Raw genomic sequence first — 26,507 nt, 5'->3', positions numbered from 1 at the left:
CCACCTCCTCGGCAGACTTATGTGTCTGGTTATTCCCGCTGAGTGGCCTGGCAAACCCCATATGGGGCCAGTTTCCAACTGATCGTCGCGGGGTATTCGTCGCCGACATGCGACGATGGCAGGGGCTGGTGATGACACGGAACGCTGCGGTGCTGTTCGACGTCGACGGGACGCTGGTCGATTCCAACTACCTGCACGTATACGCCTGGGCCCGGGCGTTCGCCGCCGAGCGAATACCCGTGCAGGCCTGGCAGATTCACCGCAGCATCGGTATGGACGGCGCCACCCTGGTACAGACGCTCGCGGGCGGAGTCGCCGACGACGTCGCGCAGCGGCTGAAGACCCTGCACTCGGACTTCTATCGCGACACCACGAACCTGTTGCAGCCGCTACCCGGCGCGCGGAAACTCCTGCATGCGGTCCGCGATCTCGGCCTGCAGGTGGTGCTGGCCAGTTCGGCGCCCGAAGACGAGCTGGACATCCTGCGCAGTGTCCTCGATTGCGACGACATCGTGTCAGCGGCAACATCATCCCGCGACGTCGACACCGCGAAACCGGACCCTGCCATCGTCCAGGCCGCGCTGAACCGCGCCGGTGTCGCGGCCGAGCAGGCCGTGTTCGTTGGTGACGCCGTGTGGGACGTCGAAGCGGCCGGCCGTGCCGGCATGCCGTGCATCGGGCTGCGGTGCGGCGGGACATCGCACGACGAGCTCACGCAGGCCGGAGCTGTGGCCGTCTTTGACGATCCCGCCGATCTCCTCGACGGCATCGACGCCACGCCGATCGCCACGGTGGCGCACGCGCAACGCGAGGATCAGCGCACGACTTCCCGGTGACCGGCGTCGAGCCGACGGGTCCAGCCCCGGGAATCCAGGTGCTCGAGCAAGGGGATGGCGACGCGGCGCGTGGTGCCCAATGCCTGACGCGCCTCGCTGGTGGTGAACGGCTGGTCCAACCGGGCCAGCTCACGCATCGCCAGCGCGGGCGCGGTGGGCAACAGCACCACCCCGTCGCGCAGGCGGAGCAGCCGCCCGGCCCGCTCGGCTGCGGCCAGCTCACGCATCCCCAGGTGTAGCGCCGTCAGATCGTCGGCCTCAGGGGCGTGAAAAGGGTTGTCACGCAATCTGTTCACCAGCTCGGCGACGGCGGCCTCGGCGGCCCCGAGGTGATCGGACCGGCCGGGCAGCCGGATCAGTCCCTCGGTCTGTTCGAGACCCGCCGCGCGGCTGATCTCGTCGAGCAGATTCGGGTCGGGTAGGCCCAGCAGATCGCTCGCCGCCCCACGAGACAGGCCTGCCGACAGCGGATCCCGCTGGTGCAGCTCCTGCACCGCCACCCGCAGCCGTTGCTGCCAAGCCTCGTATGTCGGGACGTGCACCCACCATGTCTTGATCACCCGCACACCCGTCGGCACCTCGTCGGTCCGAAAACCCAACCGGTGCAGATATTCTCCCGCCACCACACCCCGGCGAGCCACCTCGACGAGCACGTCGCCGCTGGTGTCCATCGCGGCCAGCGCGCCGATCCGGCGCGCACTGTCGCCGCGACGCCGCAACGCGGGCGGGTCGGCGTCGAGCACCTGAGCACCGCCGAGCACCCGACGGCTACCCGGATGCCTCAGCACAAGCCGGTCACCGAGCACGAGGGGCAGCCGGCGATCAAGCACGAGCCGCGCGTGATCGTCGTCGAAGGGCCGCAGGCGCGCCGGCACCGCGGCGGAACCGACGTGAATGGTGAGCCGTTCGGGAGCCTCCACGAACACGCCGCCGCTGACGCGACGCACATCGAGGGTCCGGGTGGTCTCCCAGGCACCGGGCGTCAGCAGCACATCACCGCGACGGACCTGATCTGCCGACACCCCACGCAGATTCAGCGCCGCCCGCGTCACCGGGCCGAGTGCAGGGTACGGCTCGCCCCGGGATTCCAGACCACGCACGACCGCCTCGCGGGTCCGGCGGCCGACCAGTTCGAGCCGGTCACCGCCGGCGATCGTGCCCGCCGCCAGCGTGCCGGTCACCACGGTGCCTGCCCCGGTGATGGAGAACGACCGGTCGACCCACAGCCGCACCCGGGCCGTCGTCGACGCGTCGGGTACCGCGGAAAGAACCTCGTCGAGCGTGGCCCGCACCTCGGGAAGGCCGCTGCCGTCGACGGCCGACACCGCGACCGCAGGCGCGTCGTGCAGCCCGGTGTCGGCCAATTCGGCGCGGGCCTGTGCGATCACGTCCGCGACGCGGTCCGGGGCGCGGTCGACGCGGCTGATCACCAGCAGACCGTGCCGGATGCCCAGCGCCGCCACAGCGTCGCGATGGTCGTTCGACTGCGCCTGCCAGCCCTCGTCGGCGGCGACCACGAAACACACCACCGGCGCCGGTCCGAGGCCGGCCAGCATGTTGCCCAAGAAGCGTTCGTGGCCGGGCACGTCGACGAACGCGACCTCCCGGCCCGACGGCAAGGTGGTCCACGCGAAGCCCAAGTCGATGGTCAGGCCACGGCGACGCTCCTCGGCCCACCGGTCCGGTTCGATGCCCGTGAGCGCACGCACCAAGGTGCTCTTGCCATGGTCGACGTGGCCGGCTGTCGCGACAACGTGGTGTTGCACCGTCAACCGTCCAGCGCGGCCTTCACCGCGGCCAGCACCCGCTCGTCGTCGGCCTCCGGTACACAGCGCAGGTCGACCAGGCAGGCGCCGTCGTGCACGCGGGCCAGGATCGCGGGATCGCCGGCACGCAGCCGGGCCGCTGCGGCTTCGGGCAGCCGGACCGCCCATCCGGGCAGCGGGACGCCGGGTGCACCGCCTCCACCGACACGCCCGTCGTGCGGCACCACGGTCGCACCGACGGCGTCGGCGATGCGTTGGGCGCGGGCCCGCAGCGCGTCGGCGTCGGCGTGCAATGCCTGGGTGACCGGGGCAGGCCCGGCACACAGCGTCGCCTCCAGCGCGGCGAGGGTCAGCTTGTCGGCACGCACGGCGCGCGCTAGTGGATGACGGGCCATGCGGGCCACGATCTCGGCCCGGCCGAGCACGATGCCGGCCTGCGGACCGCCCAGCAGCTTGTCACCGCTGCCGGTGATCACGTCGGCTCCATGGGAAAGGGCCGTCGCGGCGTCGGGTTCGTCGGGCAGCAACGGATCGGGTGCGAGCAACCCGCTGCCCAAGTCGGCCACGAGCGGTACACCCTTGTCCCGCAAGGCATCACGCAGCTCGGCCAGCGACACCCCCGAGGTGAAACCGGTGACCCGGAAATTGCTCGGGTGGACTTTGAGAACGCATCCGGTGTCCGGGCCGAGCGCGTCGGTGTAGTCCCGCAGATGGGTGCGGTTGGTGGTACCCACCTCCCGCAGCCGGGCCCCGGTCGACGCGATCAGGTCCGGCAGGCGGAATCCCGCGCCGATCTCGATCAGCTCACCGCGGCTCACCACCACTTCCCGGCCCGCCGCCAGCGCGGTGGTGGCCAGCACCAGCGCGGCGGCCCCGTTGTTGACGACGAGCGCATCCCCGGCCGCCGGACACGCGGCGAGCAGAGCCTCCCGGGCGGCGACGCCGCGCTTCGATCGCGTACCCGTGCCGAGGTCCAACTCGACGTCGACGTACCCGCTCGCGGAGACCAGGGCGTCCACCGCGGCCTGTGACAGCGGTGCGCGGCCGAGGTTGGTGTGCACGACCACGCCGGTGGCGTTGAGCACGGGCCTCAGCGACACCGGCGCCCGCTCGGCCAAGCCGGCCACCACTGCCGCCGCCACCTCGTCGACCGGCAGAGTGCCTTGCCGGGCCTGCTGCTGAGCCTTGAGCACCACCGCGCGCACAGCACTCTCGCCCAGCCGGATCCGCGCTTCTCGCACCTGCGGCATTGCCAACAGCTGATCGGTGCGCGGTATGTGCCGACGCGGGTCGGGCTGAGTCACCTGCCCTCCTCGAGCGTCGACAACGGAAACTGGCGGAGGCGGACGGGAATCGAACCCGCCAGACCGAGATACTCGATCTCACCGGTTTTGAAGACCGGGGGGACCACCAGGAACCCAAACGCCTCCGCCGCTCAACTTAGCCAATGCCCTCGACGGCTACATTGACGCCATGGATTCCGTTCGTCTCACCGGCTACGCCCACGGCGGCGGATGCGCCTGCAAGATCCCGCCCGGCGAGTTGGAAGACGCGGTGCGCGGGCTGGTCGGCCAGTCGGGTGACCATGTCCTGGTCGGGCTCGACGACGGCGACGACGCGGCAGCCGTCCTGGTCCGCGACGATCTCGCGGTGCTCTCGACGGCCGACTTCTTCACACCCGTGGTCGACGATGCCTACGACTGGGGTCGCATCGCCGCGGCCAACGCGCTGTCCGACGTGTACGCGATGGGTGGGCGCCCCGTCGTCGCGATCAACCTGGTCGGGTGGCCCCGCGAAACCCTCCCGATGGAACTGATGACCGAGGTGTTGCGCGGCGGGCTCGCAGTGGCGTCGGAGGCCGGGTGCCCGGTGATCGGCGGACATTCGATCGACGATCCCGAACCGAAGTACGGCATGGCGGTGACGGGCGTCGCCGACCCGAACCGGTTGCTGCGCAACGACGCCGCCCAGCCAGGACTGCCGCTGACGCTGACCAAGCCGATCGGCGTCGGCCTGCTGAACAACCGGCACAAGCAGACCGGCGAGGTGTTCGCCGAGGCGCTCGCGACGATGACCGCGCTCAACCGAGATGCGTCCGAGGCTGCTCTGGCGGCGGGCGCCCGCGCGGCCACCGATGTCACGGGGTTCGGGTTGCTCGGGCACTTGCACAAGATGTGCCGGGCCTCCGGTGTGGGCGCGGTGATCGACCGTGCCGCGGTGCCCGTCGTCGAGGGCGCGCTCGACGCGCTGCGCGACGGGTACGTCTCGGGCGGCACCCGCCGCAATCTCGAATGGGTGCGGCCGCACGTGCGCGCCGCCGTCTCCGAGGACGATCTGCTGCTGCTCGCCGACGCGCAGACCTCCGGCGGGCTGCTGGTCGTGGGTGAGGTCCCCGGCTATCCCGTCGTCGGCCACACCGTGGTCGGCAGCGGCATCGAGGTGCGCTGATGGCGAGGTTGGACTGAATTCGTCTCCACGAGTGTGAACTCTCTGCGAAATCCGGCGCTCAGACTCGCAGAGGCTTCACGCTCGCGGTAGGCCGGTTACCTCGACCGCCCACCGCGCCGGGACCTACATGAAGTTCCTGGTGTGCAGCGCGGAGATGTCGGCGGCCTCGTCGGCCGGGAAACCCAGGTGGACCAGTCGCCGTTGCCGCCCCTGATCCATCTCGTCCTGCAGCGTGAGCACGGCGCGGTATCCCGCCGCAATCGCGGCCGGTTCCCAGCTGCCCGCCGCGAGCAGCACGAGGGAGTCGAACACGTCGGCGTTGAGGCCCGCGGTGTCGACGAGGGCCGAATACCGACGCTCGACGGCACCGCGAAGCTGGCTGAGCACGCGGGCGTCACGGTCGGCCTGATAGCGCAGGTGCGCCACCCCGAAGGCGACGTGGCGGGCCTCGTCGCGGCGGGCGAGCCGCGTGACGTCGCGGGTCACCGGATCCGGCGCGTGCACGTCGAGAAACTCGAGCAGGTTGAGGAAGCTGCCTTCGCCGAGCACGGACAACAGGAATGACGCCATGGAGAAGTCGGCCTCGTCGAGCAGCGTTGCCAGCGACTGCCTTCCGCCGACGGTCGAGGTGCCCATCGGCAGACCCGTCAGCAGGGCACGGCGGGTGAAGACCTCCATATGCCTGGCCTCGTCAGCGGCCTGCACGGCCAGCAGCTGCAGGACCTCGCGGAAATGCGGATGGATGCGGGCCAGCAGTTTGGCCGGGACCACCAGTGCGGCCTGCTCGTTCTCGACCAGATACGTCATCACCTGCACGACGGCCCGGTCGACGTCGGGGTGGATGTCGAACGACGCGTCCCATTGCACCGCGGTCGCCGGATCCCATTGTTCGGCGGCGGCGTGCGCGTACAGGCTCGGCGCGATGTCGGCCCACACCAGGTCCCGGTCGCGGATGTCGAAAGGTGATGGCGCGCCGCCGCGTTCGACCAGCGCGCCCCGCGCGGCCAGGCCCCAATGTGCGGGGGCGGAGGCGACGATTCCGTCCGGGGCGGGCGTGCCCGCGCGTTCGGCGCCCGCCCAGCGGTCACGTCCACCCGGTTCGATGGTCCAATAGTCGTCGTGGCGGGTCACCCGGTGCCCGTACTGCCGCCCCCAGGCCGGCAGATCGACCGCGAGAGCCGGTGCGCGACCGACGATTTCGACGACACCGCCCGGCGGCACGGAAGCCAGCGCGCGCTGCACCAGCAGGTGCGCGCCGTTGTCGAACCCGAGGTCGCCGAGGTCGACCCGCTGGTTCACGGCCGGTAATCGGCTGCGGTGACGGTTCCTGCCGTGTCGTAGAAGCCGAGCAGATCCACCGCGGTGTTCAACACGTCGTAGCCGCTGGTACGCCCGGGCAGCCACCGGGTGAGGCCTTCGAGGTCCAACAGGGGCCGCACGGTCTCGTCGGTGTACGACATCGACAGCAGCAACTCGGCCAGCTTCTCGACCTCAGCGGCGGGTGCGGTGTCGATCGCGGTGAGATTGCAGTGGTCGAAAGGCGTTGTCTGACCGATGATCCGGAGACTGGACGGAGGCACCGTGCCGTCCCGGCCGAAGCCGAGGTGGTTGGTGTCGATGATCGCGGCGGCGTCCGCACTACCGTCCAGCACAGCCCGCACGGCGTCGCGCTCGCCACCGATGTGGTCGCCGTGCAGGCCGACGCCGATGTCGAAGCGATCGACGGTGACGTCCCGCCCGGCGAGCAGGCCTGCATCGGCCAGCGTGGCCAACGGAATCAGCGTGGCCTGCGGAGAATCCACGGCACCCAGCGCCAGCCGCGCTCCTTTGAGGTCGGCAAGGGTCTGGCGTGGTGAATCCGCGCGGACCACGAAAACCGAGGTCAAATCCTGGTCGGTGTCGCGCATCACCAGCGACGACACCTTGCGGCCGCGCGCTGCCGCCGCCAGCCGCTCACAACGCAACCACGCCAGCGGCGAGTTCCAGGCCACGTCGATGCGACCGTCGACGAGATGCTCGGCCTGCCGCTCGTAGTTCGAGTACAGGACGAAGTCGAAATCGAGGCCGTTCTGGCGCAACCACTCTCGGAACCCCGACCAGATGGTGACCACCTTGGGGTCGTATGCCACAGCGCCCAGCAGAAGAGTCATCGTTGCCTCACAGTAGTGGTTGGCCGAACGCGGCGCGACCGACGAAATCGTGCAGAGCTTCGGTGGTGGGCGCCATGACCCGGGCCGCGAGGGAATCGCGGAATCGGCGTTCGATGCCCAGCTCCTTACGGAACGCCGAGCCGCCGCACAACCGCATCACGCCGTCGGCGACCTCCGAAGCTGCCTCCGCCGCAACAGCTTTCACCTGCAGAACCCGCAGCATCGCATCGGCGCGTCCCGTCGCCAAGGCAGCCAGCGTGTCGTCGACGAACAGGGCGGCCCCGTCGACGAGCGTCAGCAGCCGTGCGTAGGCACGACGCTGCTCGGGTTGTTCGGCCAAACTCTGATCGAGATGCTGCAGGCGGCTGCCCGCCAGATGCGTGCCTGCGGCTGCGATCAGCGCCCGCATCAATCCGAGCGAGAAGGCCGCGTTGAGCACCAGGAACGTCGGCAACGCCGACTCAAGCGCCAAATCAAGGCCCTGGCCGTCGCCGCCGAGCATCGCCGATGCGGGAACCGCGAGCTGGGTCGCGGTCATCGGCGCCGACGAATTGCCGCGCAAACCCAAACCGTCGAACGACCCGGCGACCGCGAGTCCTTCTGCGCTGGCGGGCACGTGCCACAGCGTCATCGGGCCTTCGGCGGCGAGCGGACGGCTCGACCACACATAGCTGTCGGCATGGCCGGCCGAGGTGACCCAACTCTTGCGGGAGTCGAGCAACACGGTGTCGCCGTCACCGCGCGCGGCGGTGCCGACCGGTGCCCAAAAGTGGCTCCGGGAGCCGACTTCGGAGAACGCCAGGGTGCTCAGATGGCGGCCCGTGGCGATGGCTGACCGGGCGTCGTCGTCGGCGAAGCGTTCGAGCACGCTGACCGCGGCATAGTGCATGGTGAGCACCATCGCCGTCGAACCGCAGACGGATGCGATGGTCCGCACCACCTCGGCCGCGTCGCCGAGGCTGCCGCCGCTGCCACCGAACTCGGGTGCGCTCAGCAGGCCGAGAAACCCCGCCTTCGCGAGCGCGTCGACCGATTCGCGGGGAAAGTCACCGCCCGTGTCGACGGCCGCGGCCGCGGGTCCGATGACGTTACCGACGACTTCATCAAGGGCAGAACACAGCGCAGAATCCACAGACAACCTCGGTACGTAGGCGGGCCAGTCACAGCGCCCGCCACCGTACCGCTTCAGCCCGCCGTGGTGATCGAGTCGTCGGTAATGCCTGCTGCGCGCCGCGCGGCTAGCCGGTGCTTCTGCGGTTCGATCGTGTACCGCGGGTCCTTGGCGGAATGGATGCCCGCCTCGAACACGCCGAACCGGGTCAACGCCGAGGCCGCCATCAACGCCAGGCCCGAGATCGCGGCGACGAGGCGGTTGCGCCCGCCGAGCACCGCACCCACCCCACCGGCGACGGCCAGCCGCTCGGCCCACCGCAGCATCTCGCCCGCCGTCCCGTGATGCAGCGGTTCGGCCGCGACCGGGTCCATGCGCCGCTCCATGAGCTTCATGGCCGTGATGTCGCCGACCACCCCGAGCGCGGCCAGCGTGCGCGCCGGGCCGGTCTCGGCCACCGGCGTGGTGACCATGGCCAGCCCCGCCGAAGCGAGGCTCGCGGAAGAGACGAACACGAACGGCAGGTCGCGGTGTGCGTCGTTCCACGTCGGATTCGCGGTGTCGGACAACAGGACTGCGGTGTAGACGGCCAGCGGCGCGGCGAACACGCCTGCCTCGAGCCCGGCCGGACCCTCGACGGCCCGCAGCACCGGGCGCAGCGGCCCGAGCGGCAGCCGCTCCCCTGTCATGCGGTCGACTTCGGCGACCGCCGCGACGCCCATCCCACCGCTGAACGCCGAGAGGATCCACGACCCCACGCTCATCGGCGAGGTGATCTTGAAGGTGCGCATCATGTTGTAGAACCGGTCGGGTCTGCCGAGATCGGCGACCAGCGCCACCGCGCCGAGGCCGACGGCGCCCAGCGCTCCCAGCCGTGCGTTGCGCCGCAGCCTGGGCCTGCCGGTCAGCTGTGCACCGAGCCCCAGCAGACCGGACCCGCCCGCGACCCCACCGAGGAACAGATACGCCGCGACCTCGTGACCCCATGGTGGCGGCTTGACCACCGGACGGCCGTAGTACGACGTGAATTCGGCCTCCGGCACCATCGGCATCTCACGAGCGCCGTCCCCGCCTGCTCCGGCACCGCGTCGACGCCGCTTGCCGCCGCCCCGTCGACGACGCGGCGGCTCGGGCGGCCGATAGCTGTCGAATTCGCTCATGACTTGCCTTTGAGGAACGAAAATGCCGCCGCGGCAACCATTCCCAGCGCGGCGATGCCGGCCCGCTTGTACATCGTCATCAGATCGGCGGTGCACACCCGCGGATCCGGCGGCAGGCCGTAGACCTCGGGTTCGTCGAGTAGCAGGAACACCGAACCCGTGCCACCGACCCCGTCGAGTTCGTTGGCGCCGTAGAGCCTCGCCTCGGTCATGCCCTGCGCGTGCAGCTGCGCCACCCGCTCACGGGCCTCGACGACGAGGTCGTCGTGGTTGCCGAACTTGATGGACGTCGTCGGGCATGTCTTCGCACACGCCGGGGTCTCGTCCTCGACGAGCCGGTCGTAGCACAGCGTGCATTTCTGCGCGATGCCGCGCTTGGGTACCTCGGGCTGTTCGCCTTTGCGGTCACCGGGCCCGGTCGTCGTGGCGAAGGTGCCGTCGCTGCGCCGCTCCACCACGCCGAAGGGGCACCCGGCAACACACGTGCCGCAGCCGTTGCACACGTCGGCCTGCACCACCACGGTGCCGAACTCGGTGCGGAACATCGCGCCCGTCGGGCACACATCCAGGCAGCCCGCGTGCGTGCAGTGCTTGCACACGTCAGAGGCCATGAGCCAGCGGAACTCCGGGGTGTCGGGCGGTGTGGTGTCGATGGGCGCCACCGGCCTGCCGATACCGGGCATCCCGAGGCCCACCAGGGCACGGCCGGACTCGCGCGCCTCCTCGATGCGGTCCCGGTTCTGCTCGACGAACGCGACGTGGCGCCACGTGCTGGCGCCGAGCGCGCCGGTGTTGTCGTAGGACGAGCCGAGCAGCTCGAGGTCGCCGTCACGCGGGTTCTGGTTCCACTCCTTGCACGCCACCTCGCAGGCCTTGCAACCGATACAGATCGACGTGTCGGTGAAGAAACCCTTGCGTTCCGCGGTGCGCTCTGCCCAGTGCGCGTCGGCGGCCGGATCGCTCGGCCCCGCGAACTGACCCATCAGCGCTCCCTCCCGGACGTCACCACCGTGACCATCCTTCCTTGTCCGGATCGTCGCGGCCGACCGGCGGGTCGACGATTTCCCGCGCGGGGTCGGTGATCCTCACATTGTCCGTCTCGGTCGTCGCGCCGGACCGGGACTGGTACTCCTCGATCAACTGCAGCAGCGCGGGCCCCTGCGGCCTGCGGCCCGGCCGGATATCGCACGACCCGGCCTTGGACTCCTGGATCTGCACGTTCGGGTCGAGCGTGAGGCCCAGCAGATCGTTGGCGGCGTCACCGCTGACCACGGCGTCGCCACCGACTCCCCAGTGATACGGCAGGCCGATCTGGTGCACCGTGTGGCCACCGATATTCAGCGGCGTCATGCGCTCGGTCACCAGCACGCGGGCCTCGATCGCCGCACGCGGCGACACGATGGTGGCCCAGCCGTAGGGCTCCAGGCCGCGTTCGGCAGCCAGCTCCGGCGAGACCTCGCAGAACATCTCCGGTTGCAGCTCGGAAAGGTAAGGCAGCCAACGGCTCATCCCGCCTGCCGTGTGGTGCTCGGTGAGCCGGTACGTCGTAAAGACATAGGGGTAGACGTCGGCTCCCTGGTCACCGGCGCTGGGCGCGCTCAGATTGTCCTTGCGCGGGAAGATGACTCGCGACGGACTCTGTTGCTGCGGGTAGAGCGCGTTGGCGACGGGCGACTCCTGCGGTTCGTAATGCGTGGGCAGCGGCCCGTCGAGCAGCCCGCGCGGCGCGAACAGCCATCCTTTGCCGTCGGGCTGCATGATGAACGCATCGTCGCCGGCCAGTGCGGCAGGCCCACCCAGCGCCGGATCGGGCTGACTGTGCGGCGCCCGGTCCACCGGGAAGTCGGGCACGTCGTCGCCCACCCAGCGGCCCTGCTGCTCGTCCCACCACACGTATTTCTTGCGTTCACTCCACGGCTTGCCGTCCGGATCGGCCGACGCGCGGTTGTAGAGCATCCGCCGGTCGGCCGGCCACGCCCAGCCCCACTCGGACTGGCTGGGTGAAGGGCCGCCGCCAGGCGCCCGGCGGGCGGCCTGATTGACACCGTCGGCGTACACCCCGGTGTAGATCCAGCAGCCCGCGGCGGTCGACCCGTCGGCGCGCAGCTCGTTGAACGTCGACAACGGCTTGCCGGCGTCCGGCCCGGTCAGGTGGCATCCGTTGATCTCGGCGAGCACCGACTCGGGCAACGGATCGCCATGCTCGTCGGTGGGATAGTCCCACGTGAGATCGAGCAGCGGGCGGTCCCGCTCGTCGGTCGACCCGGCCAGCTTGGCCCGGATCCGCTGGCCCAACTTGAAGAAGAAGTCCAGCTCGCTCTGGCACTGCCCGGGCGGGGCGACAGCCTGATGGCGCCACTGCAGGAGGCGCTGCGTCTGGGTGAATGAACCGGCCTTCTCGACGTGGGTGGCCGCGGGCAGGAAGAACACCTCGGTCTCGATGTCCTCGGTGCGCAGCTCGCCCGACGCGATCTCGGGCGAGTCCTTCCAGAAGGTCGCCGATTCGATGAGGTTGAGATCGCGCACCACAAGCCATTTCAGGTGCGCCATGCCGAGCCGCTGCATGCGGCCGTGTGCCGACCCGACCGCCGGATTCTGGCCGAGCAGGAAGTACCCCTCCACCTCGTCGTCGAGCATCGACATCACCGTCTGGTACGTACCGTGCGGGCCGCTGAGCCGCGGCAGATAGTCGTACGCCCAGTCGTTGTCCTCCCGCGCGGCGTCACCCCACCACGCCTTGAGCAGGCTCACCGCGTACGCGTCGGCGTTGGCCCAGAAGCCCTTCTGCTTCTTGGACCCGACCGCCTCCACGTACTCGGCGAAGGTGTCGTGGCTGCCCGCCTTGGGCATCGGCAGATAACCCGGCAGCAGGTTGAACAGCGTCGGGATGTCCGTCGAGCCCTGGATGCTGGCATGCCCGCGCAGCGCCATGATGCCACTGCCCGGACGCCCGACGTTGCCCAGCAACAGCTGCAAAATGGTTGCGGTGCGGATGAATTGGGCACCGAGGGTGTGTTGGGTCCAACCGACGGCGTAGGCGAAGCACGTGGTGCGTTCGCGGCCCGAGTTCTGCGTGACGGTCCGGGCCAGATAGTCGAAGTCGGCGACGCTGATGCCGCACACGTCGCGCACCATCTCCGGGGTGTAGCGGGCGTAGTGCCGCTTGACGATCTGGAACACCGTCCGGGGATGCTGCAAGGTGTCGTCGCGCTGCACCCCGGCGTGTTCGAGCGGCGGGCCGCCGCTCCCGTACTGATGACCGGACGCCCGGTGCGATGCGCTGACGCCCGACTCCTCCTGGCCCGGCGACCCGATCTTCCCGCCGTCGGCGTCGGCGTACGACCACGTGGACGGGTCGTACTGACCCGTCTCGGGATCGAAGCCCGAGAACAGACCACCGAGATCCTCGGTGTCGCGGTAGTTCTCGTTGATCAGCGTGGCCGCGTTGGTGTAGGCGACCACATACTCCTTGAACCACAGGTCGTTGGTCAGGATGTAGTTGATCAACGCGCCGAGCAACACCACGTCCGAGCCGGCCCGGATCGGGATGTGCTTGTCAGCGACCGCCGAGGTGCGGGTGAACCGCGGATCGACGTGAATCACGGTGGCCCCGCGCTTCTTCGCTTCCGTGACCCACTGGAAGCCCACGGGATGGCACTCGGCCATGTTGGAGCCCTGGATGACAATGCAGTCCGCATTGGCCATGTCTTGCAGGGGTTGCGTCGCGCCACCGCGACCGAAGGAGGCTCCCAGACCGGGAACCGTGGCGCTGTGTCAAATACGCGCCTGGTTCTCGATCTGGATGGCGCCCGCGGCCGTGAAGAGTTTCTTGATCAGATAGTTCTCTTCGTTGTCCAGCGTGGCGCCGCCGAGCGATGCGATGCCCATGGTCCGGCGCAGTGGCCTGCCCTGCTCGTCACGCTCCTGCCACGTATAGCGACGCGACTTGATGAACCGGTCGGCCACCATGTCGATGGCGGTGTCGAGGTCCAGCTTCTGCCATTGCGTGGCCCGCGGCGCGCGGTAGAGCACCTCGGTCTGCCTGCCGGGCGAGTTGACCAGCTGCTCGCTGGCCGAGCCCTTCGGGCAGAGCCGCCCCCGCGAGATCGGCGAATCGGGATCGCCCTCGATCTGCACGACCTTCTCGCCCTTGACGTACACCCGCTGGCCGCAGCCCACCGCGCAGTACGGGCACACCGACTGCACAACCCGGTCGGCAGTCGAGGTACGCGGCTCGATGGCACGCGTGCGCGCGGAGGTGACCGCGGGCCCACGACCCAGCAGGTCACCCGAGCTGAATTGGCGCAGCACAGGCCACTGGAGAAAGAACTTCGGTCCTGCCATGGAGTCGAGGCTAGTACGCGAACGCCGGCTCATCAGTCTGAATCACCTCACTCCTTCTTGGCCGTCGTCTTCTTCGGGCTCTTCTTGGTGGCCTTCTTGGCCGCCACCTGCCCGTCCTCGGAAGCCGTCGCCTCACCGTCGGTGTCGGCCGTGCCCTCCGTGCCACGGGGACTGACCGTCTCGATCACCAGACCGCTCGCGTCAGCGTCGACCCGGACCGTATCACCCGAGCGCACAGTGCCTTTCAGCAGCAGACCGGACAGCTTGTTGTCCAGCTGCCGCTGCACCGTCCGGCGCAGTGGCCTGGCCCCGAACTTGGGATCGAAGCCCTGTTCGGCCAGCCAGTCCTCGGCCGCGGTGGTCACGTCGAGCTCGATGTCCTGCGCGTGCAGCAACCTGCGCGTGCCGTCGAGGATGAGCCCGATGATCTGCCGCAGCTGCGCCTTGTCCAGCCGGTGGAAGACGATGGTCTCGTCGATGCGGTTGAGGAACTCCGGCCGGAACCGGGTGCCCAGCAACTCCAGGAGCTGCGGCGTGATCTTCTCGACGTCGCCGTCGGGGGCATCGAGGATCAGATCCGATCCGATGTTGCTCGTCAGGATCACGATGGTGTTCTTGAAATCCACTGTGCGGCCCTGCGCGTCGGTCACCCGGCCGTCGTCGAGCAGCTGCAGCAGCACGTTGAACACGTCGGGGTGCGCCTTCTCGATCTCGTCGAACAAGATCACCGAATACGGTTGGCGCCGAACCTTGTCCGTGAGCTGACCGGCATCCTCGTAACCCACGTAGCCGGGCGGGGAGCCGACCAACCGCGACACCGTGTGCTTCTCCTGGAACTCGCTCATGTCAAAGCGGATCATCCGGGCCTCGTCGCCGAACACCGCCTCGGCCAGCGCCTTGGCCAACTCGGTCTTGCCGACGCCGGTGGGGCCGAGGAACAGGAACGAGCCGATCGGCCGGTTCGGGTCCGCCAGCCCGGCACGTGAGCGTCGCACGGCCTCGGCCACCGCCGTGACGGCGTCCTCCTGCCCGACGACCCGATTGTGCAGCACATCCTCCAGTGCCATGAGCTTGTCGCGTTCCTCGGCGGTCAGCTCGGTGACCGGAATGCCCGTCTGCCGCGACACCACCTCGGCGATGTCGACGACGGTCACCTCGGGCTGGGCGCCGGCCCCGGTCTCGCCGACCTGTTCCTTGGAGTTCTCGGCCTTGGCGATCTCGTTCTTCAGTTCATTGGCCTTCTCGAAGTCCTCGGCGGCCACCGCGGCGTCCTTCTCGCGGTTGAGCCGGGCCAGCTGCTCTTCGAGACTCTTGGCATCGGCGCTGGGCGTCTTGGTGCGCAGCCGCACCCGAGCCCCGGCCTGGTCCATCAGGTCGATGGCCTTGTCGGGCAGGAACCGGTCGGTTATGTAGCGGTCCGACAGTTCCGCCGCGGCCACCAGGGACTCGTCGCTGAAGTGCACCTGGTGGTGCTCTTCGTACACATCGGCCAGCCCGCGCAGAATCTCGATGGTGTCGTCGACCGACGGCTCGGACACCATCACGGGTTGGAACCTGCGCTCCAAGGCGGCGTCCTTCTCGATGTAGCGGCGGTATTCGTCGATGGTGGTGGCGCCGATGGCGTTGAGATCACCGCGGGCCAGGGCCGGCTTGAGCAGGTTGCCCGCATCCATCGAACCTTCACCGGTCGAGCCGGCGCCGACGATGGTGTGCAGCTCGTCGATGAACACCACCAGCTCGTCGGAGTGTTCCCGCACCTCGTCGAGGATCTTGGTCAGCCGCTCCTCGAACTCGCCGCGGTACTTGCTGCCGGCGACCAGCGATCCGACGTCGAGGGCGACGACGCGGCGGTCGGCCAGCGTCTTGGGCACGTCGCCGTTGACGATGCGTTGCGCCAGGCCCTCCACGATCGCGGTCTTGCCGACGCCGGGATCGCCGATGAGCACAGGGTTGTTCTTGCGTCGCCGGGACAGGATCTCGACGGTCTGGGAGATCTCGTCGGCGCGGCCGACGACCGGGTCGAGCTTGCCTGCGCGGGCATCGGCGGTCACGTCGCGGGCGTACTGGTCGAGGGTGGGAGTGTCGCTGGCGGGCTGCTGCTTGCCGGACGACGCGGCGCGCAGACTGGGCGCGCCGGCCAGCGCCTTGGTCGCCGGCGTGTCGGGCGTCGCCGCGATCCCGAGCAGGATGTCCTCGGGGCCGACGTAGCTCTGCCCGGCCTGGGCGGCGTGCTGCTGCGCGACGCGCAGGGCCCGCTTGGCCGACGGGCTCAAGGTCGGGGTGCCGCCGCCCACGACATTGCCGGACCCGGCAGCCGCCTTCATCTGCTCGGCCACCTGATCGGGGTCCAGTTGCAGACCGGCGATGGCGTCGCGGGTCGGCTCATGGGTGGCGGCGGCGTACAGCAGGTGCTCGGCGGTGATCTCCGGGTTGCCCCATTCGACCGCGGCATCGCGGGCCGCGCCCACGAGCTGTTTGGCGCTGTCGGTCAGGAGCCTGCCGAGGTCTACCTGCTGCACCGGCGGCCGCGAGCGGGCACCCGGACCGAAAAACCGCTGAAACACGTCGTCGAAGAAATCGTCGAAATCACTCATCAGAAAAGCTCCTAACCATGGTGGATTGATGGAAGGGCGATCTGCAATCGATCATTGCATCGCCAGATCGCCGGATTCACAACATTTTTGGAATGGACTGTGGTCCTCATAGCGGGCCCGTCACGGGTACCGCCACCGGTTCGACGGCCGCCAGCCCGTCATCGGCAGCCTTGGGTGCGCGTACCGTCAGCACACCGTCGCGCAGCGTGGCAGCGGTGCGCAGGGGGTCGACGTCGCTGGGCAATGCGACTTGGTTGTCGAAGTGGCCCTCGCGCCGGGTGTGATAGCGGAGTTTCCCGGCGTTGTCGCGACGCGGGACATCCCCGCGGACGCGAATCTCATTGCCCACGACGTCGACACGCACGTCGCTCGTGGTGATTCCGGGCAGCTCGATCTCGATCACATACGCCTCTGCCGTCTCTGCCACGTCGACCGGCAACGCCTGTTGCGGCCCCGGCGCAGTGGCGCAATCGCGGATCAGCCCGGACAGTTGCATGCAGAGCGAGTCGAAGGTCCACGGATGCTCTTCCCCGCCGGGCCATGTCGAATCCGCCACTGCCGGGTCACCCGTACCGGCCGGCGGGCGGGCCGGGCAACAATCTCTTCATCGTCACTCCTTCTGTGCGGAATATCGGATGGTTCAAGCCTGTCCCCCCGACCCGGGTCGCGTCCAAGACTTGCCTCCGACCGCGTGATAGGCGCGGCCGATCGACGGCCCATACGCTGCACCGATAGGCGTCGCCGATCATCACCTCGGAACTTCCGCTTTGACGACGGCATCGCGGTGCGGCAACCTCATTTTTGTTGTCCGACAAACCCTTTGATCGATCGGAGTGAACCCATGCGCGCCGTGCAGGTGTACACCCGGGTGCGCGTCGCCATGACTCCCCCCATGGGCGATCACCGCCCGGCGCTGCGCGTGGCCATCGGGTTGGCCGTGCCTGGTGTGGCGCTGTTGTCGGCCGGACGCCCTGACTTGATGATCTACGCGGTGTTCGGGGCGATCACCGGGATGTACGGCCGGACGGAGTCGCGGCAGCGTCGGCTCGCACACCAGACCCAGGGTGCGGTGTTCCTGATACTCGGGGTGTCCATCGGGGTCGCGTTGGGCAATTCTCACATCGCGCCCGCTGTCCTGGTGCTCGCCGCGGTGGCGTTTGCGGCCGTCGGGTCGGTGACGACTGACTTTCTCGCCCTCAAACCCGAGGGGCCGTTCTACGGCCTGTTCGCCCTCGGCGCGGTGGCCACCGTCCCAGCCGGCCGGGTGTCGGGCAGTTCGGCGATATCCATATGTGCCGCAACGGCTTTACTGTGCATCCTGCTCGGGGTTCTCGACGCACCGCGTGGTTCGCGGCGGCAGCCACGCCCGCCCGCCCCAAACCGCCGCGACGTGCTGATGCACGCGGGCCGCTACGCGATCGCCATTGCCGGAGCCGGGACGGCGGGGCTGTCACTCGGCGTGGACCACGCCAACTGGGCGATGGCCGCAGCCGCCGGTCCGCTGGCTGCCGCCGACGCCACCGGGCGCGTCCGCCGCGGCATCCACCGCCTCGGCGGGACGTTCATCGGCCTCATCGTGGCCGCAATCCTGCTCATCCCGCAACCGAGCGAGTACGTGCTGGCGATTTGCGTGATGGCGCTGCTGTTCCCGACCGAGCTGTTCATGGCCCATCACCATGCGGTGGCACTGGGCTTCTTCACGCCGTTGATCATGCTGATGACCGACCTGGCCCAACCGGCCGCACCGCTCGAACTACTCGCCTACCGCGGCATCGACACCGTCATCGGTGTCGGCGCCGCGGTCATGGTCGCGCTGATCATCAGGGACCGAACCACCATAACTTGAATTCGATTCTCCCGGAATCGTTCTCAGTGCGTGGACGGCCTAGGCGTGGCACCCGAGTATTTGGCCGCCGGGTGCGCCCTAGCGGACCGGCGGCCGCGCTGATGCCCGCCAATACCGGAACAAGACCCGGGCCGTCACCGTAGCCGCTCCATACTTGCGCGAGTCGTCGGTCACCAGGGGGTTGTCCCCTTCGATCCACCATCCGCCGCGGTACGGCCGGATGGCCCGTTTGACCACGAGCAGATCGGGCCGGCTGTCGAACCGTGCGATCACCAGGTCACCGGGTCGCACCCGCTGCGCCCGGTAGACCACGAGCGCGTCACCGTCATGCAGCGTCGGCACCATCGACGGACCGGAAACGCCCACGGTGAACACCCGCGACCACACCCAGCCGACGCCCGCCGCGGCGACGAGTGCCGCCATCATCGTCGCGCGCGAGGCCCAGGTCACGACCGAACCGTACGCGAAAGGATGCGGATTACCGCAAGGAACGTTTACCACTTTGTCAGCCTGGTTATCCGGTTCAGGAGTAATGTCACAACAAGGAGTCGACGCAGTGACGGATCGATCCGCTCTGTGCGTGGACTGCCTACCCGCACAGCAGTTTTCATGTTGGTACAGGAGAGTCATATGCGACTGCCGTCCTTCCTCGCCCCTCGCGTCATCGCCCGCGCACACTGCGATCTGCCTTGCGGTGTGTACGACCCGGCTCAGGCGCGGATCGAAGCCGAATCAATCAAGGCCATCGCGGAGAAGTACCAGGCCAATGAGGACCCCGAGTTCCGCACCCGCGCGCTGATCATCAAGGAACAGCGTTCGGAACTGGTCAAGCACCACCTCTGGGTGCTGTGGACCGACTATTTCAAACCGCCCCACTTCGAGAAGTACCCCCAGCTGCATCAGCTGGTGAACGAGGCGACCAAGCTTGCCGGTGCGTCCGGCACCAAGGGCTCGGTCGACCCGGAGGTGGCGCAACAACTCCTCGACAAGATCGACGAGATCGCCAAGATCTTCTGGGAGACCAAGAAGTCCTGACCCGATTCGGTCGTCAATCGGGCTTGATTTCAACCACAGACCTCAGCGGTCGACCCGTCTGCAGCTTCGATTGCGCAATAGGCTGCAGACGGCGACAACGCGCGAGAGGGCGCACTGACGCGATCCGCGAATCATCCAGGCGTAGAACAAGTCCGGAGGGTTATCGCTGCTGGATGACCGAACCTCCACCACAAGAAGCACATTGGCCCGTCGGCGCGATCTTCACCGTCGGGCATTCGACGCTACCGATCGAGGCCTTTGTCGCCCTGCTGAAGAGCTACGGCGTCGAACGACTCGTCGACATTCGCACGATTCCACGCTCGCGGCACAATCCCCAGTTCAACGACAGTGAGCTGTCCGCCAGCTTGAGAGCTCACGACATCGAATACGTGCCTCTGCCGGCGTTGGGCGGGTTGCGGCACGCGCGGAAGGACTCACCCAATACGGGTTGGAAGAACAAGAGCTTTCGCGGTTACGCCGATTACATGCAGACCGAGGAGTTCCAGCGTGCGATCGAGAACTTGATCCTGCTCGGCCGCGAAAAACGCACGTGCATAATGTGTGCCGAGGCAGTCCCGTGGCGCTGCCACCGCTCTTTGGTCGCCGACGCACTGCATGCGCACGGTGTTCCCGCCGTGGAGATCTTGTCCGCCAATGACTACCGGATGCACACGCTCACCCGCTTCGCACAGGTCGATGGCACGTCGGTGTCCTACCCGCCTGACCAACCGACGCTTCTGTGAGTCCGGGATATGTGCATCTGACGTCAGTGGTCAGCCGCGCAGCCGATCGGCGATGGCGGTGCGGGGCAGTTCCGTCGGGCTCGGGTGAGTGATGATGATCCGTTCGAAATCCGGCCCGACGGCGTCGACGAAGATCAAGCCCGTCTCGTCATCGGTGTGGACGTAAGTCGCGGGATCGTAGGCCTGCAGGCGCCGGGTGAGCTGTTCGAGGTCGGCCGCACTGTCGGTGGACCACACCAGGTGCTGCACACCGAGCACACCGATGCCGCGCTCCAGGAAAGGCTCCTTGGCGTGCAGATAGATCTGGAAGCCTTTGGGCGTCAACAGCAATGCCATGTCCTCGGTGTGCACCGCGACCCGGCACGAGAAAATGGCGCGATAGAAGTCGACGGACCGGCTCAGGTCGGTCACCCGCACGACGCACGATGTGACGGTGACATTGATCTCGTTGCCCATGATTTCAGTCTGACCGTCCTTCAGCGCGGACGTCCAACGGGAAATTTCGACATGCCGATAAGCCTCGCCTATCAACCGTGGTCTGATTGTTCATGCTCTTTCGCCAGCTGGAATACTTCGTGGCGCTCGCTCGAGAGAAGCACTTCGCCCGCGCTGCCGCCGCGTGTTACGTGTCGCAGCCGGCGCTGTCAGAGGCCATCCGCAAGCTGGAGAACGAGCTGAAGGTTCCGCTGGTGCGGCGCGGCAAGAGTTTCGACGGGCTGACCCCGGAAGGCGAACGGCTCGTGCTGTGGGCGCGGCGCATCCTGGCCGACCACGACGCTCTCATCCACGAGGTGACCGCGCTGCAGACCGGCCTGACCGGCGAACTACGGCTCGGTGTCATCCCCGCCGCGTCCAGCACGGTGGCCTTGCTCACCAACCCGTTCTGCCTCGAACATCCGTTGGTGCGAGTGCAATTGGAGAGCAGCCTGCGCTCGGCGGGCGTGGTCGAGCGCATCCGTCGCTTCGAACTCGATGCGGGCATCATCTATCCGGATGGCCAGAACACCACCGAACTACTCGTCACGCCGCTCTACCAGGAACGTCAGGTGCTGATCGCCAGCGGCGATCTGCTGACGAGCCAACCCGACCCGACGACATGGGCGGACGTATCGGAACTGCCGCTGTGCCTGCTTAATACGGGCATGCGGGGCCGTCAACTTCTCGATTCGGCGTTGGCCGCGCACGGTCTCACCCTGACCCCGCGCTTGGAGGCGGATTCGGTGGTCTCCCTGCTGGCACACGTCAGCACCGGCCAATGGGCCAGCATCGTGCCCCAAACCTGGCTGCGGACCTTGCGCCCACCCGCCGGGGTACGGGTGGTGGAGCTGGACGATCCGTCGGTGACGGCGACGGTCGCGTTGGTCACCAATGCCGCCGAACCCGGTTCGGTGTTGGCCCGCGCGCTCGTCGAGATCGCGCAAAACGCCCGGATCACCGTCGAACCCGGCTAACCGGCCAGATCGACCGACAGCAAGGCCCGCACTGCCTGCTCCAGATCTTCCTCGAGCCATGAGGGCCACTGCGCATCGTCGGCGTGCCGACGGACCGCGGCATACGGCAGGTCGACCACGGCACGGGTCATCGCGTCCATCGTGCGCGCCTCGTCGTTGCCGAACACCCCGCGGGCCAGTTCGCGCACCCGCTCGATCAGCGGAGCATTCATGGTGGCCAGCCGGGTCTCGAAGTCCGCATCCGGCTCGCCGTCGAGCAGATCACTGGGCCGGATGGTCAGCAGTAGCCGGGCGTCGTCGGGAGTGGCCCTGGCGAACTGGACCGCCGCAACCCCCATCGCGACAGCGGCCTCCAACGGCGTCTGGCCCGTCGCGGCCATCGCGCGGGTCTGGAACCGCTCCAGCGCCCGTACCCATGCCGCTGTGACGATGCCGTTGCGGTTACCGAAGCGGTGATAAAGGGTCCCGGCCGGCGCCCCACTGGCCCGGGCGATCGCGGCGACGCTCGCCGCCCGCGGACCGTCGGCCAAGACGAGTGCGCGCGTCGCGTCGAGAATCGCGTCGGTTTCATGCTTCCGCGGAGGTGCCACGATCTAGTATGGTCCTTCTATATGGAACGTTTACCCTATATCGACGAGCATGCCACAACCATCGACTCCGACGCCGCGACAACATGGGAGGCGGTGCTGAAAGTCCTGTGCGGCGACCCGGCCGACCCGCACGCGCCGGTCGGCTTCCGGGTCGGCGAGTGCCGCGCACCCGAGCGCCTCGTCCTCGCCGGACGCCACCCGTTCGCGAGCTACGAATGGGTCTTCGAACTGGACGCACTGACGCCGAACCGCACCCGGGTGCGATCGCAGACCTGGGCGGCGTTCCCCCACTTCCGAGGGAAGATCTACCGCGCCCTGGTCATCGGATCCGGCGGACACCGGATCGTCGTGCGCTGGACGCTCAAGCGGATTGCCAATGAGGCCCGCCGCCGCGGAGTGAGCGTCCGGCAGCCCTGAATCGTCGGCCGCGCCAGGATCAGCCGAGGGTAACCAGCGTCACCGCCCCGGCGGCCATCGCCAGCCCGAACGCCTGACCCTGGTGGATTCGCTCCCGCAGTACCACCACCGCGAGCAGCACTGTGAACGCGGGGTACAGCGAGGACAACACCGACGAGATGGCGAGCAGGCCGGAGTGGGTCGCGAGCTGGAAGAGCATGGTGGCGGCCGCCGTGGCCAAGCCGACCGCCAGCGAAACCGCGGCATACCGGTCTCGCGGCAACCAGCTTTGCCGCAACACGCTGGCGATCACCGCGATGACCACCACCGACACCGCCAGGCTGAGTGCGGCCGGGAACAGCCCGGAGCCCTCGGGTACCTGACCGAGGGAGACGAACAGGAACCCGAAGCCGATGCCGGCCACGATCCCGTCGAGCACGCCGGTCGCTTTGTTGGCTACACGCCCACCCGCGACATTCTCGTCGCCCTCGCCGGTCGCGATCAGCCAGATCGCGGGCAGGGCGAAGACGATCCCGAACCAGGCCAACGCGCTGGGCCGCTCACCGATGACCACGCCCACCAGAACCGGCAGGGCGGCCGCGCCGACCGCCGACAGCGGCGCCACGACGCTCATCCGCCCATTCGCCAGGCCGCGGTACAGGAATCCGGTGCCCACGCCCGACCCGATGCCGGACAGTGCACCCCACGCGAGCGCCGCGCCGCCGGGGGCGCCACCGAAGACGACCGCCACCAGCGCCAGGACGACCGCACTGCTCAGCTGGACCGCAAACGCCACACGCCACACCGACGTTCGGCGCGACAGCACGCCGCCGAGGAAATCGGACAGCCCGTACATGCTCGCCGCGCCGAGCGCCAGAAGGATACCCACGGCGGCCGAGGCTACCGGACCGCTCCGACGCGGGTGACGTGCGCCACAGCTTGCCGATGGCAAGAGTTGTCTCCGCTTGATCTTCAGCGAGCGCTCGGGCCCAGGGGTAGATCATCCCCAAGCGCACATTGCATCTTGACGCTGACTAGATAGGCGTCCATCATGGAACTAGTCATTGACAAGTTCAACGGAGGCGTCATGTCTGTCATGCAGCAACCCACCCGCGCAGGCGACCGCGAGCGCGAGCAGACCGCCAACGACCTCGGGCAAGCCTTCGCCCAGGGCTACCTGACCATGGCCGAATACGAGGACCGGCTGGCCACCACGTTCCGGTCGAACACCCACGGTGAACTCCGCGGACTTGTGGCCGACCTCCCGCTGGCGCAGCTGCGCCGCAACGATCCCCGCCGGCGCGCCGCCCAGGTTCGCGCGGCGCGGCTCAGCGTCGTCATCCACGGCGGCGTCTACCTCGCGGTCTCACTGCTGATGATCGGCATCTGGCTGGCAGTCGGGCTCGGCGGCGGCGGGTGGTACTTCTGGCCGGTCTGGCCCATCATGGGCTGGGGCATCGGCGTTGCGTCCCATGCCATCCCGGTCTGGGCTCACGGCTCGATGAGGCCAGCCCGGATCGCATAACGGGTGAGCGCCAACGTGGTCGCGCTCGAGATGTGGTGATGGTCGAGACGGTACTGAGGGACAAGATCATGCCGTTTTTTGTCCCTGGCTACAGTCTCGATGCCAGCCGCGGCTGAGCAACGCCCGCTCGACACGGGCGAGGACGTCGGCGATGTTGTCCTCGGCGATCACGCGGATGACGATCCATCTCATGGCCTCGAGCTCGCGTAGGGTCTTCTGGTCCTGCACATAGCGTTTGCGGTCGGACTGGTGGAAGATGCCGTCGTAGTTGACTGCCACCCCAAGCTGCGGCCAGCCCATATCGAGCACCGCCACCACTCGGCCGCGTCCCACCGTCACCACGATCTGGGTTTCGTCGGGCGGCATTCCGGCGTCGGTCAATCGCAGGCGCAACCATGTTTCCCGCGGGGAATCGGCACCCGAGTCGACCAGCGGCAGTGCGACTTTCAGTGCCCGGATCCCCCGAACACTCGGGTAGCGCGCGATAAGCGGCGTGACGTCGTCGACGGTGACGCGCCGGGTCCAGGCCAACGCATCAATACGTGCAACGGCCTCGTCGCGCGGGTAGTGGCGGCCGAGGTCGAACACGGTGCGCGCGGGTGTGGTGACCGGCATGCCGACGACCCGCTTGATTTCGTCGGCAGAAAGGGTCTCGTTGCGCACAACCAAACCTGCCGGGGGCCGGGTGTTGTTCCAGATGAGTTCGATCGGGACGTCTGGGTCCACGTACGCCGCGCCGTGCAGAGCCGACGCAGCGACGCCGGCGATCACTGCCCGACGGCCCGACCACAGCCAGGCACCGACGGTCCGGTCGCGCAGCGTCGGTTCTCCTTGGACATATACGTCGGGAAACAGCCGCTGGTAACGATGCCGAAGCTCATTACGCGTGACGAGCTGCTTGGACAATGCTTCACTGCCGACGATTACCCCACCCATGCCGGAATGTTGGCACGCGGTACCGACACCGCACCCAGGCTGTACTCAGGGACAAATCTCGACCTGATTTTGTCCCTGGTGTGAATCTCGGTGAGTCATGCGCGGGTCCAGTGCGCGATCGCCGCGCGCACGTCGGAAGACCGGGGTAACCGTTCGCTGGCCCAGGCCACGTACCCGTCAGGCCGGACCAGCACCGCGTCAGGCAGTTCGGGCCGGTTGTCGATCGCCTGCACGACATCGCAGCCGGCGACGTCGACCGGCGCCGCGGTGACCAACACGAACTTGCCCGCCCGCAGCAGCTCATACAGGCGGCTGTTGCCGCATTTCACGTCGGCCATCCGGCGACCGACCAGCCAGTCCTCACCGCGGGCGTGGGGATAAGCGATGCCGATGCCGCTCAACAGCTCCGCCACGAACCGGCGCGTGCGGGGTATCCGCAACACGGTCGCGAGGACCAGAGCCCGCGCCCGCCGCGTGACCGGGGAGCCGAGCACGATCTGGTTGAACGCGTCGGTCATCTGCAGCACCCGCTCGCCGACCGGATGCCGTTCGCGTTCATAGCTGTCCAGCAGCCACGGCGGGGCCTGCCCGCGGACCGCGGCCGCGAGCTTCCACCCCAGGTTGATGGCGTCGCCGAGCCCGGTGTTCATGCCCTGCCCGCCCAGCGGTGAATGCACGTGCGCCGCGTCGCCAGCCAGAAACACCCGCCCCGACCGGTAGTGCCGGGCCTGCCGTCGTTCGCTGAGGAAACGCGAGCTCCACCGCATATCGCTCATGCCGAAGTCTTCGCCGGCGATCCGGTTGAACGCGTCGCGCATCTCGTCGAGCGTCACCGGCTCATCCAGCGGCGCCTGCTCCCGCGACCGGTCCCAGGCGATCGCCCGGAACCAGCCGTCACCGAACGGTACAAACAGCACCACGCCGTCGGCACTCGTCCGGCCGAACAAGGTTTCGGTGGGCTGCTCCGCCAACCGGACATCGGCCAGCAGGATGTGGGTGGCGTACTGCTTGCCGACGAAGTCGATCCCGAGCAGCTCGCGCACCGCGCTGTGTGCGCCGTCGCACCCGACCACGTAGTCCGCACGCAGACGGTCCCCGCCTGCCAGCTCCACCGTTACGCCGTCGTCGTCCTGTCGGAGCCCGACGACTTCGGCGCCGCGGCGCACCGTGACACCCAGCTGCGCGGCCCGCTCCTCGAGCACGTGCTCGGTTCCGCTCTGCGGGACGATCAACACCATGCCGAACTGAGTCGGCAATTCGCGCAGGTCCAACGTGCGGCCGCCGGGCGGAGCCACCTCATGGACCGGCACTCCACGGGCCATCAGCTCATCGACCAGGCCACGCCCGTCGAGCAGTTCCAGGGTGCGGGCATGTACGGCGAACGCCCTGGTGATGTTCGGCGTCGTGGTGCGCTCCTCGAGCACGGTGACCGCCGCACCCCCGAGCGCGAGCTCGCACGCCAGCATCAAACCGGTCGGCCCGGCGCCGACCACCAGAACCTCACCGGTTCCCACAGGAATCGATGCTAGCGACCCCCGCGCACGTAGAATGGCCGAAACCCGACGCCACTTGTGCT

At 68.3% G+C, this 26,507-nt stretch carries 24 protein-coding genes and 1 tRNA gene; 8 read left to right on the top strand and 17 right to left on the bottom strand.

Annotated elements, in window-relative coordinates; genetic code table 11:
• The first annotated feature begins 131 nt into the window (after nucleotides 1-131).
• The gene (locus RMCB_RS04755; RefSeq protein ID WP_109784178.1) at nucleotides 132-836 is read left to right on the top strand and encodes an HAD family hydrolase; all 705 of its coding nucleotides are present in this window, start codon (nucleotides 132-134) and stop codon (nucleotides 834-836) included.
• Here the strand turns inward: RMCB_RS04755 and selB are convergent.
• From selB to RMCB_RS04740, 3 genes are all read right to left on the bottom strand, one after another.
• Nucleotides 815-2,602 carry a selenocysteine-specific translation elongation factor gene (selB, locus tag RMCB_RS04750; protein WP_062827855.1) on the bottom strand — a complete coding sequence of 596 codons (1,788 nt, stop codon included), beginning with the start codon at nucleotides 2,600-2,602 and terminating at the stop codon, nucleotides 815-817. The two genes, RMCB_RS04755 and selB, sit on opposite strands and share 22 nt — an antisense overlap.
• Before the next feature lie 2 nt (nucleotides 2,603-2,604).
• Nucleotides 2,605-3,906 (bottom strand): L-seryl-tRNA(Sec) selenium transferase, encoded by a 1,302-nt coding sequence (selA, locus tag RMCB_RS04745; protein WP_062827854.1) that lies wholly within the window; start codon nucleotides 3,904-3,906, stop codon nucleotides 2,605-2,607.
• Nucleotides 3,907-3,936: 30 nt separating this feature from the next.
• Nucleotides 3,937-4,032, bottom strand: a tRNA-Sec gene (locus tag RMCB_RS04740).
• Between the two features lie 43 nt (nucleotides 4,033-4,075).
• Between RMCB_RS04740 and selD the strand changes: the two genes are divergently transcribed.
• A complete protein-coding gene (selD, locus tag RMCB_RS04735; RefSeq protein ID WP_062827853.1) occupies nucleotides 4,076-5,050 on the top strand; it encodes a selenide, water dikinase SelD in 975 nt (324 codons plus the stop codon).
• A 123-nt stretch (nucleotides 5,051-5,173) separates the two neighbouring features.
• Here selD and RMCB_RS04730 read toward each other — a convergent pair whose 3' ends face one another.
• The 8 genes from RMCB_RS04730 to RMCB_RS04690 form a co-directional block, all read right to left on the bottom strand.
• Nucleotides 5,174-6,349, bottom strand: a complete 1,176-nt coding sequence (locus RMCB_RS04730) for a hypothetical protein (protein WP_062827852.1) — start codon at nucleotides 6,347-6,349, stop codon at nucleotides 5,174-5,176.
• Nucleotides 6,346-7,200, bottom strand: coding sequence for a phosphate/phosphite/phosphonate ABC transporter substrate-binding protein (locus RMCB_RS04725; RefSeq protein ID WP_062827851.1), 855 nt, complete (start codon nucleotides 7,198-7,200; stop codon nucleotides 6,346-6,348). Before RMCB_RS04725 ends, RMCB_RS04730 begins: the two co-directional genes overlap by 4 nt.
• 7 nt (nucleotides 7,201-7,207) lie before the next feature.
• A complete protein-coding gene (locus RMCB_RS04720) occupies nucleotides 7,208-8,332 on the bottom strand; it encodes an acyl-CoA dehydrogenase family protein (RefSeq protein ID WP_234791994.1) in 1,125 nt (374 codons plus the stop codon).
• A 53-nt stretch (nucleotides 8,333-8,385) separates the two neighbouring features.
• Complete coding sequence (gene nrfD, locus RMCB_RS04715) at nucleotides 8,386-9,471, bottom strand: NrfD/PsrC family molybdoenzyme membrane anchor subunit (RefSeq protein ID WP_062827849.1); 1,086 nt, start codon at nucleotides 9,469-9,471, stop codon at nucleotides 8,386-8,388.
• Complete coding sequence (locus RMCB_RS04710; RefSeq protein ID WP_062827848.1) at nucleotides 9,468-10,454, bottom strand: 4Fe-4S dicluster domain-containing protein; 987 nt, start codon at nucleotides 10,452-10,454, stop codon at nucleotides 9,468-9,470. Before RMCB_RS04710 ends, nrfD begins: the two co-directional genes overlap by 4 nt.
• A gap of 19 nt (nucleotides 10,455-10,473) precedes the next feature.
• The gene (fdh, locus tag RMCB_RS04705; protein WP_234791993.1) at nucleotides 10,474-13,815 is read right to left on the bottom strand and encodes a formate dehydrogenase; all 3,342 of its coding nucleotides are present in this window, start codon (nucleotides 13,813-13,815) and stop codon (nucleotides 10,474-10,476) included.
• 47 nt (nucleotides 13,816-13,862) lie between these two features.
• Nucleotides 13,863-16,409 (bottom strand): ATP-dependent Clp protease ATP-binding subunit, encoded by a 2,547-nt coding sequence (locus RMCB_RS04695; RefSeq protein WP_062827845.1) that lies wholly within the window; start codon nucleotides 16,407-16,409, stop codon nucleotides 13,863-13,865.
• A 106-nt stretch (nucleotides 16,410-16,515) separates the two neighbouring features.
• Nucleotides 16,516-16,965: an Hsp20/alpha crystallin family protein gene (locus RMCB_RS04690; RefSeq protein ID WP_131805485.1), complete on the bottom strand. Its 450-nt coding sequence runs from the start codon at nucleotides 16,963-16,965 to the stop codon at nucleotides 16,516-16,518.
• A 285-nt stretch (nucleotides 16,966-17,250) separates the two neighbouring features.
• Between RMCB_RS04690 and RMCB_RS04685 the strand changes: the two genes are divergently transcribed.
• The gene (locus RMCB_RS04685) at nucleotides 17,251-18,255 is read left to right on the top strand and encodes an FUSC family protein (RefSeq protein ID WP_062827844.1); all 1,005 of its coding nucleotides are present in this window, start codon (nucleotides 17,251-17,253) and stop codon (nucleotides 18,253-18,255) included.
• A 78-nt stretch (nucleotides 18,256-18,333) separates the two neighbouring features.
• On the opposite strand, the gene RMCB_RS04680 is transcribed toward RMCB_RS04685, so the two are convergent.
• Nucleotides 18,334-18,705 carry a S24 family peptidase gene (locus RMCB_RS04680; protein WP_234791991.1) on the bottom strand — a complete coding sequence of 124 codons (372 nt, stop codon included), beginning with the start codon at nucleotides 18,703-18,705 and terminating at the stop codon, nucleotides 18,334-18,336.
• A 180-nt stretch (nucleotides 18,706-18,885) separates the two neighbouring features.
• On the opposite strand from RMCB_RS04680, the gene sodN reads away from it, so the two are divergent.
• Both sodN and RMCB_RS04670 read left to right on the top strand, forming a co-directional pair.
• Entirely contained in the window at nucleotides 18,886-19,290 is a 405-nt protein-coding gene (sodN, locus tag RMCB_RS04675) for a superoxide dismutase, Ni (RefSeq protein ID WP_029370024.1), read from the top strand.
• Between the two features lie 173 nt (nucleotides 19,291-19,463).
• Complete coding sequence (locus RMCB_RS04670; RefSeq protein WP_062827843.1) at nucleotides 19,464-20,033, top strand: DUF488 domain-containing protein; 570 nt, start codon at nucleotides 19,464-19,466, stop codon at nucleotides 20,031-20,033.
• A 30-nt stretch (nucleotides 20,034-20,063) separates the two neighbouring features.
• Here RMCB_RS04670 and RMCB_RS04665 read toward each other — a convergent pair whose 3' ends face one another.
• Entirely contained in the window at nucleotides 20,064-20,489 is a 426-nt protein-coding gene (locus tag RMCB_RS04665) for a VOC family protein (protein ID WP_029370026.1), read from the bottom strand.
• Between the two features lie 92 nt (nucleotides 20,490-20,581).
• Between RMCB_RS04665 and RMCB_RS04660 the strand changes: the two genes are divergently transcribed.
• Complete coding sequence (locus RMCB_RS04660) at nucleotides 20,582-21,484, top strand: LysR family transcriptional regulator (RefSeq protein ID WP_062827842.1); 903 nt, start codon at nucleotides 20,582-20,584, stop codon at nucleotides 21,482-21,484.
• On the opposite strand, the gene RMCB_RS04655 is transcribed toward RMCB_RS04660, so the two are convergent.
• A complete protein-coding gene (locus RMCB_RS04655; RefSeq protein WP_062827841.1) occupies nucleotides 21,481-22,074 on the bottom strand; it encodes a TetR family transcriptional regulator in 594 nt (197 codons plus the stop codon). The two genes, RMCB_RS04660 and RMCB_RS04655, sit on opposite strands and share 4 nt — an antisense overlap.
• A gap of 21 nt (nucleotides 22,075-22,095) precedes the next feature.
• Here RMCB_RS04655 and RMCB_RS04650 point away from each other — a divergent pair, with 21 nt between their 5' ends.
• Nucleotides 22,096-22,491 (top strand): hypothetical protein, encoded by a 396-nt coding sequence (locus tag RMCB_RS04650; RefSeq protein WP_062827840.1) that lies wholly within the window; start codon nucleotides 22,096-22,098, stop codon nucleotides 22,489-22,491.
• A 19-nt stretch (nucleotides 22,492-22,510) separates the two neighbouring features.
• Here RMCB_RS04650 and RMCB_RS04645 read toward each other — a convergent pair whose 3' ends face one another.
• Nucleotides 22,511-23,359 (bottom strand): DMT family transporter, encoded by an 849-nt coding sequence (locus RMCB_RS04645; protein ID WP_062827839.1) that lies wholly within the window; start codon nucleotides 23,357-23,359, stop codon nucleotides 22,511-22,513.
• A gap of 198 nt (nucleotides 23,360-23,557) precedes the next feature.
• On the opposite strand from RMCB_RS04645, the gene RMCB_RS04640 reads away from it, so the two are divergent.
• On the top strand, nucleotides 23,558-23,995 hold the full coding sequence (locus RMCB_RS04640; RefSeq protein WP_062827929.1) for a DUF1707 domain-containing protein: 438 nt from the start codon (nucleotides 23,558-23,560) through the stop codon (nucleotides 23,993-23,995).
• 66 nt (nucleotides 23,996-24,061) lie between these two features.
• Here RMCB_RS04640 and RMCB_RS04635 read toward each other — a convergent pair whose 3' ends face one another.
• Together RMCB_RS04635 and RMCB_RS04630 are read right to left on the bottom strand one after the other, a co-directional pair.
• Complete coding sequence (locus tag RMCB_RS04635) at nucleotides 24,062-24,931, bottom strand: type IV toxin-antitoxin system AbiEi family antitoxin (protein WP_062827838.1); 870 nt, start codon at nucleotides 24,929-24,931, stop codon at nucleotides 24,062-24,064.
• A 95-nt stretch (nucleotides 24,932-25,026) separates the two neighbouring features.
• Entirely contained in the window at nucleotides 25,027-26,445 is a 1,419-nt protein-coding gene (locus RMCB_RS04630) for an FAD-dependent oxidoreductase (protein WP_072278409.1), read from the bottom strand.
• Between the last annotated feature and the right edge of the window lie 62 nt (nucleotides 26,446-26,507).

Source organism: Mycolicibacterium brisbanense, assembly GCF_001570425.1.
Lineage (GTDB): Bacteria > Actinomycetota > Actinomycetes > Mycobacteriales > Mycobacteriaceae > Mycobacterium > Mycobacterium brisbanense.
Note: the sequence above shows the minus strand (reverse complement) of the source record. Positions and strands in the feature narration are given on the sequence as shown.

What these genes read in the sequence shown, in the direction of transcription:
- RMCB_RS04650 (WP_062827840.1), top strand. Translation starts at nt 22,096, where the DNA reads ATGGAACGTTTACCCTATATCGACGAGCATGCCACAACCATCGACTCC.
- selD (WP_062827853.1), top strand. Translation starts at nt 4,076, where the DNA reads ATGGATTCCGTTCGTCTCACCGGCTACGCCCACGGCGGCGGATGCGCC.
- sodN (WP_029370024.1), top strand. Translation starts at nt 18,886, where the DNA reads ATGCGACTGCCGTCCTTCCTCGCCCCTCGCGTCATCGCCCGCGCACAC.
- RMCB_RS04685 (WP_062827844.1), top strand. Translation starts at nt 17,251, where the DNA reads ATGCGCGCCGTGCAGGTGTACACCCGGGTGCGCGTCGCCATGACTCCC.
- RMCB_RS04725 (WP_062827851.1), bottom strand. Translation starts at nt 7,200, where the DNA reads ATGACTCTTCTGCTGGGCGCTGTGGCATACGACCCCAAGGTGGTCACC.
- RMCB_RS04635 (WP_062827838.1), bottom strand. Translation starts at nt 24,931, where the DNA reads ATGGGTGGGGTAATCGTCGGCAGTGAAGCATTGTCCAAGCAGCTCGTC.
- RMCB_RS04755 (WP_109784178.1), top strand. Translation starts at nt 132, where the DNA reads ATGACACGGAACGCTGCGGTGCTGTTCGACGTCGACGGGACGCTGGTC.
- nrfD (WP_062827849.1), bottom strand. Translation starts at nt 9,471, where the DNA reads ATGAGCGAATTCGACAGCTATCGGCCGCCCGAGCCGCCGCGTCGTCGA.
- RMCB_RS04695 (WP_062827845.1), bottom strand. Translation starts at nt 16,409, where the DNA reads ATGAGTGATTTCGACGATTTCTTCGACGACGTGTTTCAGCGGTTTTTC.
- RMCB_RS04665 (WP_029370026.1), bottom strand. Translation starts at nt 20,489, where the DNA reads ATGGGCAACGAGATCAATGTCACCGTCACATCGTGCGTCGTGCGGGTG.
- RMCB_RS04660 (WP_062827842.1), top strand. Translation starts at nt 20,582, where the DNA reads ATGCTCTTTCGCCAGCTGGAATACTTCGTGGCGCTCGCTCGAGAGAAG.
- RMCB_RS04670 (WP_062827843.1), top strand. Translation starts at nt 19,464, where the DNA reads ATGACCGAACCTCCACCACAAGAAGCACATTGGCCCGTCGGCGCGATC.
- RMCB_RS04710 (WP_062827848.1), bottom strand. Translation starts at nt 10,454, where the DNA reads ATGGGTCAGTTCGCGGGGCCGAGCGATCCGGCCGCCGACGCGCACTGG.
- RMCB_RS04640 (WP_062827929.1), top strand. Translation starts at nt 23,558, where the DNA reads ATGTCTGTCATGCAGCAACCCACCCGCGCAGGCGACCGCGAGCGCGAG.